The organism is Bacillus sp. ES1-5 (assembly GCF_022487605.1).
Classification (GTDB): Bacteria; Bacillota; Bacilli; order Bacillales; family Bacillaceae_G; genus Bacillus_A; species Bacillus_A wiedmannii.
Genome location: NZ_JAKVPU010000001.1, coordinates 324,704 through 336,740, shown reverse-complemented (window position 1 = coordinate 336,740; position 12,037 = coordinate 324,704). Strand labels below are relative to the sequence as shown.

Below are 12,037 nucleotides of genomic sequence, written 5' to 3'. Positions count from 1 at the left end.
ATTAGCAATATAATTTGATAAGATGTTATCCGAGACACCTTCCCTACAAATACAATTTAATACTCGGGTAAAAAGCACAATGCAGAGGTGTTTTGTTATGCAAGAAAATATGGGGATATATAAAATCACTTGTTTGTCAAATAAGCGATTTTATATAGGAAGTAGCAATGATTTGAAGAAAAGAAAAAGAGATCATTTTCGTGAATTAAGTTATGATAGGCACCATTCTAATAGAATGCAACGTTCTTACAATAAATATGGAAAAGAAAATTTCACTTTTGAAATAATTGAATATATTTTTGATGAAGGAATATTGAGAAGTAGAGAACAATATTGGATGGATAAAACACAATCTTATGATAAAAATATAGGTTTTAATATTTCGTATAATGCTTATGGTGGCCACTTTAAAGGTAAAGATAATGGAATGTACGGTAAAACACACACTGATGATGTGAAAAGAAAATTAAGAGAACTTTTTTCTGGTGGAAATAACGAAAGATCTAAAGCCGTTTTACAATATTCACTTTACGGGGATTTTATCCGAGAATATGGAAGTGCTAGGGAAGCTTCAAGGGAAACAAATTTGAGCCATTCAGGTATAATAGGAAGTTGCATTAAACAATATAAACAGTCAAGTGATTTCATTTGGTTATATAAAGATGATATTAATGAAGAATATCTAAAATTAAGGATTGAGTTGGCAAAAGAACCGATGAACTACGCTAAACAAGAAACAGCAATACGTGTAGTACAATTGGATTTATCATTGAAATATGTTCAAACTTTTAATTCAATATATGAAACATCTAAAATAACAGGATTTGATATTTCTTCAATTTGTTCATGTTGCAAAGGTAAAATTAAAACATGTAAAGGATATGTTTTTGTTTATGAATCAGATTATTTAAGTGGAAATTATCGTAGAGATGTAACACATAAAACAACAGCGAAGAAAGTAGTTCGAATAAATCCGTTAAATAACGAACTTATAGATATGTTTGAGAGTGTAAAAGAAGCAGAAGAAAAGTTTAATATTTCAAGTGGATCGATTTCGCGTGTTTGCAATAATAAAATGAAGACAACAGGTGGTTACAAATGGTTGTTCTATAATGACTATATAAATACAAAAAAAGAGGGTGCTTTATAAGCGTTCTCTTTTTTATTTTAGTTTAAGAAGGAGGTGAGAAATTGGGATTATTCGATAAGATATTCGGGAAGAAACAAGCCCCTACTACAACTCGTTTTGAAATGATAAACGACAATGGAGGAGGCTTTTTTTCATGGAATGGCGATATTTATCAAAGTGATATTATACGAGCTTGTATTCGCCCTAAAGCAAAGGCAGTCGGGAAACTAATAGCTAAACATATTCGTGATAATGGTACAGAATTCAAGATTAATCCTGAACCATACATCAGATTTCTGTTGGAAGAACCGAATCCTTTAATGACAGGACAGATGTTTCAAGAAAAAATGGCTGTTCAATTAGAATTGAATCACAATGCATTCGCTTATATTAAGCGTGATGATCTTGGTTATGCCACTGAGATCTATCCTATCCCTTGTAAAACGGTAGAAGTAGTTGAGGGGGCATACGGAGATATTTTTTTGAAGTTCTACTTTAAGAATGGCAAACAAATGACCATACCATATGCCGATGTGATTCATTTACGTAAGGATTTTAATGATAACGACTTTTTTGGAGAGCATCCTGGTAATGCATTAGCTCAGTTAATGGAGATTGTAACAACTACAGATCAAGGTATTGTTAAAGCGATAAAAAATAGCGCAGTAGTAAAATGGATTCTTAAATTTAAATCCGTATTAAAACAAGAAGATATTGATAATCAGGTTAAGAATTTCGTTAATAACTATTTAAATATCGCAAATGATGGTGGGGCAGCTTCATCAGATCCGCGTTACGATTTAGAACAAGTTAAACCGGAAGCTTTTGTTCCAGATTCAAAACAAATGCAAGAGACCATACAGCGTATTTATAATTTCTTCAATACAAACGATAAGATTATACAAAGTAAATACAATGAGGACGAATGGAATGCCTATTACGAATCAGAGATAGAAGTTTTTGCGATGCAGCTTGCTGGAGAATACACCAGGAAGCTTTTTTCGCGTAAAGAAAGAGGTTTTGGTAACAAAATTATCTTTGAATCCGCATCACTTCAATACGCTTCTATGAGTACAAAGATGAATCTTGTTCAAATGGTAGACAGAGGTTCGTTAACTCCAAACGAATGGAGAGCGATTCTTTCACTTGGCCCAATTGAGGGTGGAGATAAACCAATCAGAAGGTTAGATACAGCCTTAGTTAAGGAAGGTAAGGTCACTGATGAAGGAGGTGATAATAATGAAACAAACGGAAAAGAGGGAACTACTGAGTAGTGAAATGGAAATTAGAGAAATTGAAGGGGGGCTTCGAACAATAACTGGTTATGCAGTTAAATGGGAAATGAAGTCTGTGACAATGGGGTATTGGAGACGATTTAAAGAACAATTCAAACGCGGAGCTTTTACAGATTCTTTAACACAAGATGACCAATTGGCGCTATGGAGCCATGATTACTCTCAAGTTCTAGGTAGCACTAAGAATGGGACTCTTCGATTATTTGAAGATGAAATTGGACTTCGATTCGAATTAGATTTGGCTGATACGACACTAGGTGATGATACGTATAAAACGATTAAACGCGGTGATGTTGACGGCGTTTCTTTCGGCTTCCAAATGGTGAAAGAAGAGTGGGATGAGTCTAATTCGGATAATGTTGTGCGTAGTGTTACAAAAGCTAAATTAATTGAAATTAGCCCTGTGGCATTCCCGGCATATCCGGATTCTCAAGTTTCAGCCAGAAGTCATGATCCGTATAAACAATTTGTGGATGAACGTAATCAAAAAGACTTACGGCAAAAATTAATTTTAAAAACTTACTTATAAGGGAGAGATTCGTTTGAAAACATTACAAGAAATTTTAGCTAGAAAAGCAGAAATTCGTACTTTACTACAAGGTGATCAAGAGGTAGATTTAGCAGCATTGGAAACTGAATTACGTGAACTTGACGAAGCGCAAAAACAAATTGAAACTCGTCAGCGCTTATTGAAAGAAGCAGAGGTTATTAATAACAATGCTGATTCAGAAACACGTACAGTAGTTGAAACGTTTAACAATGAGCCACCACAACAAGATTTAGAGTTAGAAACATCAGAAAAACGCGGACAAGCATTGATGGAAAATCGTGCTGTTACTGTAGGGAGTGGAAATGTAGTACTTCCGAAACATACAGCTTCAGATATCCGACCTACTTTCAATGAAGTTTCTACACTGATTGATCGTGTATCTACAAAAACATTAAAAGGCGGAGAAAGCTACCAACAACCGTATCTTGAAAGCTATGGTGAAGGTGATTATACAACTGAAGGTAATGATTACGCAAATGTTGAGACGAAGTTTGGATATGCTGATATTACTAAAGCGAAAATCACTGCTTATTCCGAAGACACTGAAGAACTTCAAAAATTACCTGCAGCTGATTATGATGGCGAAGTAATGAAAGGTATCACAGTTGCGACACGCAAGAAAATCACTCGTGAAATCCTAATCGGAACAGGTGCAACGAATCGCTTAGTAGGTATTTTTTCAACAGCAGCAAAAGCAATCGACGCAACAACAGACTTAGAAATTTCAAAAATTGATGCTTCTACATTAGACGATATCATCTATAGCTATGGTGGCGATGAAGATGTTGAAGATGCAGCTGTATTAATCTTAAATAAAAAGGATTTAAAAGCATTTGCTAAACTTCGTACAACTGATGGCAAAAAAGTTTATAACGTTGTATCAAACGGTAATTCTGGAACGATTGATGGTGTACCATTTATTATCAATAGCGCATGTAAAGCGGTATCTGATGCAGCAACTACAGCTGGTCAATTCAATATGGCTTACGGTCCATTATCAAACTACCAACTTACTATCTTCTCTGATATGGATGTACAACGCTCAACTGATTTCAAATTTAAGCAAGGTATGATTGCTCATAGAGGTTCAGTATTTGCTGGTGGTAACGTAATTTCAAAAAATGGATTCTTACGTGTTAAGAAAGCGGCTACTGTTTAATAGCCGCTTTTTCATTTGAAATAAGGAGGTATTTTATGGCTGAAAAGAAAATGCGAGAATTTAAAGTAATTACAGCATTCCGTGATAAGTTCTCTTATGTACATTATAGTGTTGGAGAATCATATAAAACAGATGACCAAGAAAGAGTAGAATTCTTACAAAAAGAAGGATTCCTAGAAACTGAACCGGTTGGTGATTATAAACCTGTTGTTCCTGAAATTGTCCATGTCGGTGGAGGATATTATGAACTACCTAATGGGGAAAAGCTTAAAGGGAAAGAAGTGGCACTAAAAGCGTTAGAAGAACTCGAACCAGTTGGTGAATAAACATGATGCTTGAAGTGGTAAAGAAGGCATTGCGTGTTTCACATAATGCTTTAGATGATGAAATTGATGATTTGATTGAAGCGGCCCGAACTGATCTAAAGTTATCTGGGGTTTCTGGTTTCAAATCAAATGATGATACAGATCCGTTAATTAAAAGGGCGATAATCATGTATACAAAATCTAACTTCACTTCAGATGCTAAGGAGTCGGAGCGATTTCAATTATCGTATAGCATGCTTAAAAATCATCTCACTTTAGCAGGTGATTATAAATGAATGATATTTTATATTTTCCAATTGTAATAACTAGCAAAGATGAGTTGAACCAAGTAGAGGTTTCAGAAGATTTTACGAGGCAAGTATTTTGCGAGAAAAAAAGTATTTCTCAAGATGAGTTTTTCAAGGCTGGTCAAAATGGGTTTAAGCCAAAATGTCTATTAATTGTTTATACATTGGATTACCGTGAGGAACAAAAAGTGAAGTATTGTGAAAAAAAGTATAGCATTTACCGCACATATGAAAGGGATGACGAAAGGATTGAACTATATTGTGAGGTGAGATCTGGTGGCTAGTGTAGATGATTTAGTGAGTGAAATCGCTAGAGAATTACAAAGATATGCTAATGTTGTAGAAGAAAATATGGAAGAAGCAAAAGGAAAAGTAGCTGATGATCTAGTAAGTGAACTGAAACAGAAAAGTCCTAAAAGTACACGTAAAGATACACGTAAATATGCCAAAGGGTGGAGAAAAAAGAAGGAAGGAAATGCGATTATTGTTCATAATGCATTGAAACCGCAATTAACACACCTATTAGAAAAAGGGCATGCGAAGGTTGGTGGTGGACGTGTACCAGCTAAAGTTCATATCGCTCCAGCAGAAGAAAAAGCGATAAATGAATTTACTAAACTTGTTGAAAGGGCGATCCAACAATGACATTAGGTGAATTAACAAAGATTCTTGAAGCTACAGGTTATCCTGTGGCTTATTCGAATTTTACAGCAACGCCAGGTAATCCTGTGCCAAGTCCTCCGTATATTTGTTTTCTTGCAGATGGATCAGCAAACCTAATGGCAGATAACAAGGTATATCACAAAATAAATGATGTAAATATTGAACTTTATACAACAAGAAAAAACTTAGTTGCAGAAGCGAAACTTGAAAAAGTCCTGGACAATCATGAAATTCCTTATGACACACCGATCGAAGGAATTATTGAATCTGAAAATATGTATCAGAAAATATATGAAATGAGGTTGATATAAATGAATAAAGAAAATAAAGTCACATTTGGTTTGAAGAATGTACATTATGTCCCAATTGATATTCAAGGTTTTTTAGTAAAGTTTGGTACGCCGATTCCATTACCTGGTGGGGTTGAACTAACATTTGAGCCACGCGGTGATTTAATAGAATTCTATGCGGATGACATGCTTTATTACGCCGCAAGTAATAACCAAGGTTACGATGGAACATTGAACATCGCTACCATCCCGGAACAATTTGCAATTGATGCATTAGGAGAGCAATTAGATGAAACCGACGGTGTATTAAATGAGTTAGCTGATGCCAAAGGGAAATCATTTGCATTACTATTTGAATTTGATGGCGATGTGAATGCAACTCGACACGTTATGTATAACTGTGCAGCGAGTCGTCCGACAATCGCATCTAAAACAAAAACCAATTCAGCTGAACCAAATACAAATGAATTGAAGTTTGTATCTAGTCCAATCGTTTTAGCGCCTGGCGGAAGACCAATGGTTAAAACAAAAACAACCTCTAAAACAACTCAAGCAATTTACGATAACTGGTACAAAGAAGTGTACGTTAAAAAACCAGCAGTACCAAAAGGAGCGTAATAGTAAATGGAAAAGACAATTACTATAGACGGAAAACAGGTCAAATTAAAGAGTACAGCGGCAACTGTTAAAAGATACAAAGCGCAATTTAGACGTGACTTATTTGCTGATATGTTTGCTTTAGGGGCTATGGGTACAATCACTTCACCTGATAGCACAGAAGCAACTATTGATCTTTCAACTTTAGATTTTAATAAGGTTGATTTCGAGGTTATTTATGATCTGGTTTGGTTATATGCTAAAACGGCTGATCCAAGTATTCCAGATCCACTTACATGGTTAGATGGGTTTGATGAATTCCCTATCTATGAAATTATGCCGGAAATTAACGATTTGATTCAAATGACAATGGGAGCAAAAAAAAAATAAAGAAAAATAATGAAGAGCAAGGGACTTTCAGTGATGAAGAATTAACCACTGATACGTTCCTTGCTCTTTGTTATAAAGCAAAACTAACAAGATGGGATTTAGAAGATATGACAATCGGTGATTGTTTTGACTATATTGCTGAATTTGCTGAGATGGAGAATCCGGATAAAGAAAAAGTTAGAAAAGCAAATCAAAAAGACTTCGATTCATTCTAAGAAAGGGGTGAGAAAATGGCAGGAAGAATTAAAGGAATTACGATTGAAATTGGTGGAGAAACCACGGGACTTCAGAATGCTTTAAAAGATGTCAATAAACGAAGTAATGATTTAACAAAAGAGTTGAAAGATGTTGAGCGGTTGCTAAAGTTTGATCCTGGGAATATTGAGGCACTTTCTCAAAAACAACAGTTACTTACACAACAAATTGAAAATACAACACAAAAGCTAGACAAGTTAAAAGCAGCTGAACAACAAGTCCAAGCTCAATTTCAAAACGGTAAAATTTCTGAAGAACAATATCGTGCTTTTAGGCGTGAGATTGAATTTACAGAAGGGTCTCTTAATGGTCTGAAAAATAAGCTTGGAAATATGAAGGCTGAGCAAGATAATGTAGCCAATTCCACCCGGCAATTAGAAACGTTGTTTAGTGCTACAGGGAAAAGTGTAGATGATTTTGCAGGAGCATTAGGAAATCGTCTTGTGAATGCAATTAAAAACGGAACAGCTACAAGTCGGCAGTTAGAACAAGCAATTGGGATTATCGGACGAGAAGCATTAGGAACAGAAGGAGATATTGAAAAATTACAACGTGCTCTACGATCTGTGGATGACGGTAATTCAATCCAGCAAGTTCGAAATGAATTAAGAGATTTACAACAAGAAGCCGGAAGAACGGAGAAGAAGTTTGAAGGTTTAAAAATAGGGTTAGAAAATGTTATTGGTGGGTTAGCAGCTGGTGGTGGTATTTCAGCCGCTATTGAAAAATCATTGGATATGTCAAAGCTACAAACGAAAATTGATATTGCGTTTGATGTTCCAGACTCATCAAAAAAATCAGTTGAAGAGGCTATTAGGGGTATAACTGCTTATGGGTTAGATGCTGAAGAGTCACTTGCAGGCGTGCGGCGACAATGGGCTTTAAATAAAGGTGTAAGCGATGAAGCGAATGCAGCAATTGTAAGAGGAGCAGCCGCAATTTCTCAGTCTTATGAAGGCATAGATTTTACTGAACTAATTCAAGAAACAAATGAAATCGGTAATGAATTAGGTATTTCACAAGAAGGCGCTCTCGGTATGGCTGATGCCTTATTAAAAATGGGTTTTCCACCTGAACAATTAGATATTATTGCTGAATATGGTGGGCAATTAACACGGGCTGGATACAGTGCTGAAGAAGTACAGGCGATTATGGAGGCTGGTGTTGATACAGGTACTTGGAATATCGATAATTTATTGGATAAAGTATTGTCCCTATGAGTGGTGACATTCATAGAAAACTCCTTTAAAACGGTGGAACTCTCTGTCATAGAGACAATACCGTGCCAAGCATTTAATAAATCAAAGATGTTACTTACTTTGTATATTTAGACAGACATGCTTTTACAGATGATTTAACTATTTTAAATTGATGAGTCATTTTTACTGTTGATACTACTTTTAATTATTCAATAATCCTCTCTATTGCTGTAAGATATTGTATTAGGAGTGAGGGTATGGATAGAAGATTTTATATTTACGAATGGATAAGGCTTGATACTAACGAGCCTTTTTATGTAGGAAAAGGTAGTGGTAATCGAGCGTATCAAATTGATAAAAGTAGAAATAGGTATTTTAAAAATATTTTAAACAAAACTGAGGTAGCTGTAGCTATCATATCTAATAATTTAACCGAAAAAGAGGCGTATGATGCTGAAGTTTGGTTTATTTATGAATATAAGCATGTTTTAAACTACAAACTTGTTAATTTAGATGATGGAGGACTTGGTGCGGTAGAAGGAAAGTTTAACCACATGTACGGTCGGAAAGGATCGTTACATCCGAATTATGGCGTGGTTGTGTCAGAAGAAACCCGCAGAAAGCAAAGTCTAGCTCGTTCTGGAAAAAGAAATGGAATGTACGGAAAACGTAGGGATTCGAGTCCGATATACGGACGTAAGAAAACTCAACAAGAGCGTTTAAATATAAGCCAAGCGTTAAAAGGAAAAAAGAAATCAGAAGAACACAAAAGAAACTTAAAAATAGCTAGAGAAAAAATAGACGTAGGTGGAGCTAATAACCCAAATTACGGAAACGGTCAAGCTATTGCAGGAGGTAAAAATCCCGCCGCTGTAAAAGTTAAAGTTACTGACAATCTAGGTAATGTTACAATCTATGAAACGAAAGAAATAACAAGTAAGCAGTTTAAAATAAGTTTATATTTATTAACAAAGTTATTAGGTAAGAAAATTTCTGTAGAAGATGATTTTAATAGGCAAAAAAGTAAATATCGTCATTTAGAAGGGTACAAATTTGATTTGTTAGATGAAGGTGTAACGACTAGTCGAGAGACGTACACTATAAGCGAATGATAGTGGAAATGGGGGGCATCTAGGATCTGTTTTTGCTTAGATGATGATATAGTCTGGTCTTACTGGTGACAGTGAGCGGTCCTTTGGGGACGGGTAAAGTGTTGCGTACTTTACTGAACATAACGGGTTTAAAAGAAGGTCGTATTAAAGCGGCTGAGTTCGGTCAAGGTGTCGATAAAGCTATGACAGAAGCCCTTAAAGGAACAAAAATTTCAGCTGAACAAGTTGAGAAATGGGGTCAAGCAGTAGCTAAAGGTGGTAAAGACGGATCGGCAGCTATGACGGAAATTGCACAAGCTTTATCAGAGGTTGAAGATGAAACGAAACGTAATGAATTAGGTGTTAAATTTTTCGGTAGATGATAAATTGTGCCGAAGTAAAATCGTTCAAAAACGGTGAAAGCTCAGCATGTAAAGGTGGTGCTAACACCGTGGTAAAGCACATTTTAAAAGATGTGGCTCACCGTAACGCATAGGAGTTGAACCTGTATTACAGAATAAAATACTCCCACGAGTGAACGACAACCCTATAGGTTGAAAATATATGCTGAACCGAGGATGAGTCAACATCCTATAATGCGGAGAAATCCCCGGAAGTAGAGGATAAAAAGCCTTTACGATAACAAAATGACAATGTATGAGGATCAAGGACAAAATATCATTAACACATTACTAGGGGCAAAAGAAAAGGTTATAGATTTTGATAAGAACCAAAAAAATCTAAATGAATCTATAAAGAAAATGGATGCAAACCCAGCAGTTAAATTTCAAAAAGCGATGCAAAATTTACAAGTTGCACTTAAGCCAGTTCTTAGTGTAATAGCTGATGTCATTGTTAAAATTGCTGATTGGATTTCTGATAATCCAAAATTAGCGGCTACATTAGCAGCCGTTGCAGTGGCTATTGGTGTAATCGCAGGAGCATTTATGGCATTAGCTCCAATAGTCGTCACCATATCCACCATTGGATTAGCGATGATGGGATGGGTAGCCTTAATTGCTGTGGTTGTAGCCGCGGTAGTTGCCTTAGGTATAGCCATTTATCAAAATTGGGATTCTATAAGACAATGGACGATAGATACCTTTAATTTTATTGGGGAGTATTTATCCGAATTGTGGAGTGGCATAGTAGAAACGGCTTCCAGTTGGCTATCTTCACTTGTAGAAACGGTATCAGGTTGGTGGTCTTCTTTAGTAGAAACAACGACAACATGGCTCTCATCAATGGTAGAATCAGCATCGACTTGGTGGTCATCTTTAGTTGAATCAGCTTCTTCATGGCTATCTTCTTTAGTGGATACAGCAACTGGATGGTGGTCTTCACTTGTTGAAACAACATCGACTTGGTTATCTTCACTTGTTGAAACAGCATCTAGCTGGTGGTCATCTCTAGTAGAAACGGCGTCTCAATTCTTTATGCAATTGTTCCAAAAATGGCAAGAAATTTGGACTTCTATACTTACATTTTTAGATCCAATTATTTCGTTAATTTCAACTATACTTCAAGCTGGATGGTTATTAATACAAGCAGGGGCACAAATTGCCTGGGCAGCAATATCTCAATATATCATTCAGCCGATTAAAGAAGCTTACAACTGGTTGAGTACGAAAATCTCCGAATTGGTTGCTTGGTTGGGTACACAGTGGGAAATCGCAAAAGCTGTGGCGCAAGTTGCATGGGGATTATTTAAACAATATATTACTCAGCCTGTACAAGAAGCTTGGAGTTTAGTAAAAGAGAAATTTAGTGATTTGATTTCTTGGCTAAGTTCACAGTGGGAACTTGCTAAATCATACACCCTTATGGCTTGGAATTTGGTTAAACAATATGTAATTCAACCAGTTCAAGAGTTGTGGAATACAACAAAACAAAAACTTGCAGATTTAGCTAACTGGATATTATCAAATTGGGAATCTATAAAATCCTATACACTTTCAGCCTGGAATTTAGTGAAACAATATGTTATTCAGCCAGTAACAGATACTTATAATCAGGCCAAACAAAAATTTACTGATTTATATAATTCAGCTAGAGAAAAATTTGATTCAGTGAAAAATGCAGCACAAGAAAAATTTGAAGCGGCAAAAAGATTTATTATGGATCCAATAAGAGATGCGGTTGATGGAGTAAAGGGCTTCATCGATAAAATCAAAGGATTCTTTGAAAATCTGAAGTTAAAAATCCCTAAACCCGAAATGCCACCTCTTCCACATTTTAGTTTACAAACTAGTACTAAAAATGTTTTAGGTAAAGATATTACATTTCCTTCTGGACTCAATATAGATTGGCGCGCCAAGGGTGGTATTTTCACTAAGCCAACTATATTCGGAATGAATAATGGACGTTATCAAGCAGCGGGAGAGGCTGGGGACGAAGCGGTGCTTCCGCTTAATAAAAAGACACTAGGTGATATTGGGGCAGGAATTGCAGCAACCATGCAGCGTGAACAATTTGCTATGCCTGGTGAAATCAATCAATTAATGAGTGATATGAGCCGTATGATGGCTAGTTCTGTAAGTCAATTATCAGGATTAAAGACTGTCATGAGTGGTGTGTATGGAAGTATGTCAAATAGTAGACAAGCCATGACAAGCAGCGTATCAAATCAAGTATTTAATTATTCTCCAGGAGCATCTGATGGTGGAGCACTTCCAATGCTTGGTGGCGAATTAGTTGTTGAAGTTCCTGTTGTTTTAGACGGACGAGATGTGGCGCGTGGCACGTATCGATATACAACCGAGTATCAAGAACGAGAAACAAAAAGAAACTCAGACTTTTAGGTTTG

At 36.0% G+C, this 12,037-nt stretch carries 14 protein-coding genes and 1 pseudogene; all 15 read left to right on the top strand.

Translation table 11 applies throughout. From position 1 onward, the window contains the following. Nucleotides 1-97: 97 nt before the first annotated feature. Complete coding sequence (locus tag MKO96_RS01830) at nucleotides 98-1,150, top strand: NUMOD1 domain-containing DNA-binding protein (protein ID WP_240586471.1); 1,053 nt, start codon at nucleotides 98-100, stop codon at nucleotides 1,148-1,150. 41 nt (nucleotides 1,151-1,191) lie between these two features. Next, complete coding sequence (locus tag MKO96_RS01825; RefSeq protein WP_240586470.1) at nucleotides 1,192-2,403, top strand: phage portal protein; 1,212 nt, start codon at nucleotides 1,192-1,194, stop codon at nucleotides 2,401-2,403. After that, nucleotides 2,369-2,953 carry an HK97 family phage prohead protease gene (locus tag MKO96_RS01820; protein WP_240586469.1) on the top strand — a complete coding sequence of 195 codons (585 nt, stop codon included), beginning with the start codon at nucleotides 2,369-2,371 and terminating at the stop codon, nucleotides 2,951-2,953. The genes MKO96_RS01825 and MKO96_RS01820 overlap by 35 nt, the downstream gene beginning before the upstream one ends. Nucleotides 2,954-2,966: 13 nt before the next feature. Next, a complete protein-coding gene (locus MKO96_RS01815; RefSeq protein WP_240586468.1) occupies nucleotides 2,967-4,133 on the top strand; it encodes a phage major capsid protein in 1,167 nt (388 codons plus the stop codon). Nucleotides 4,134-4,168: 35 nt separating this feature from the next. Further along, nucleotides 4,169-4,459, top strand: coding sequence for a hypothetical protein (locus MKO96_RS01810; protein ID WP_240586467.1), 291 nt, complete (start codon nucleotides 4,169-4,171; stop codon nucleotides 4,457-4,459). 2 nt (nucleotides 4,460-4,461) lie between these two features. After that, nucleotides 4,462-4,734, top strand: a complete 273-nt coding sequence (locus MKO96_RS01805) for a head-tail connector protein (RefSeq protein ID WP_240586466.1) — start codon at nucleotides 4,462-4,464, stop codon at nucleotides 4,732-4,734. Next, nucleotides 4,731-5,030, top strand: coding sequence for a phage head closure protein (locus MKO96_RS01800; protein WP_240586465.1), 300 nt, complete (start codon nucleotides 4,731-4,733; stop codon nucleotides 5,028-5,030). The genes MKO96_RS01805 and MKO96_RS01800 overlap by 4 nt, the downstream gene beginning before the upstream one ends. Beyond that, on the top strand, nucleotides 5,023-5,391 hold the full coding sequence (locus tag MKO96_RS01795; protein ID WP_240586464.1) for an HK97 gp10 family phage protein: 369 nt from the start codon (nucleotides 5,023-5,025) through the stop codon (nucleotides 5,389-5,391). The genes MKO96_RS01800 and MKO96_RS01795 overlap by 8 nt, the downstream gene beginning before the upstream one ends. After that, entirely contained in the window at nucleotides 5,388-5,720 is a 333-nt protein-coding gene (locus MKO96_RS01790) for a hypothetical protein (protein WP_240586463.1), read from the top strand. Before MKO96_RS01795 ends, MKO96_RS01790 begins: the two co-directional genes overlap by 4 nt. After that, a complete protein-coding gene (locus MKO96_RS01785) occupies nucleotides 5,721-6,317 on the top strand; it encodes a major tail protein (protein WP_240586462.1) in 597 nt (198 codons plus the stop codon). 6 nt (nucleotides 6,318-6,323) lie between these two features. Then, nucleotides 6,324-6,686, top strand: coding sequence for a hypothetical protein (locus tag MKO96_RS01780; protein ID WP_240586461.1), 363 nt, complete (start codon nucleotides 6,324-6,326; stop codon nucleotides 6,684-6,686). 230 nt (nucleotides 6,687-6,916) lie between these two features. After that, nucleotides 6,917-8,143: pseudogene (locus MKO96_RS01775) on the top strand (DUF2207 domain-containing protein); the annotation flags it as partial. A gap of 254 nt (nucleotides 8,144-8,397) precedes the next feature. Next, nucleotides 8,398-9,252: an NUMOD3 domain-containing DNA-binding protein gene (locus MKO96_RS01770; protein ID WP_240586459.1), complete on the top strand. Its 855-nt coding sequence runs from the start codon at nucleotides 8,398-8,400 to the stop codon at nucleotides 9,250-9,252. A 98-nt stretch (nucleotides 9,253-9,350) separates the two neighbouring features. Continuing rightward, nucleotides 9,351-9,614, top strand: coding sequence for a hypothetical protein (locus MKO96_RS01765; RefSeq protein WP_240586458.1), 264 nt, complete (start codon nucleotides 9,351-9,353; stop codon nucleotides 9,612-9,614). A 240-nt stretch (nucleotides 9,615-9,854) separates the two neighbouring features. After that, nucleotides 9,855-12,032, top strand: coding sequence for a phage tail tape measure protein (locus MKO96_RS01760; RefSeq protein ID WP_483298317.1), 2,178 nt, complete (start codon nucleotides 9,855-9,857; stop codon nucleotides 12,030-12,032). The last annotated feature ends 5 nt before the right edge of the window (nucleotides 12,033-12,037 follow it).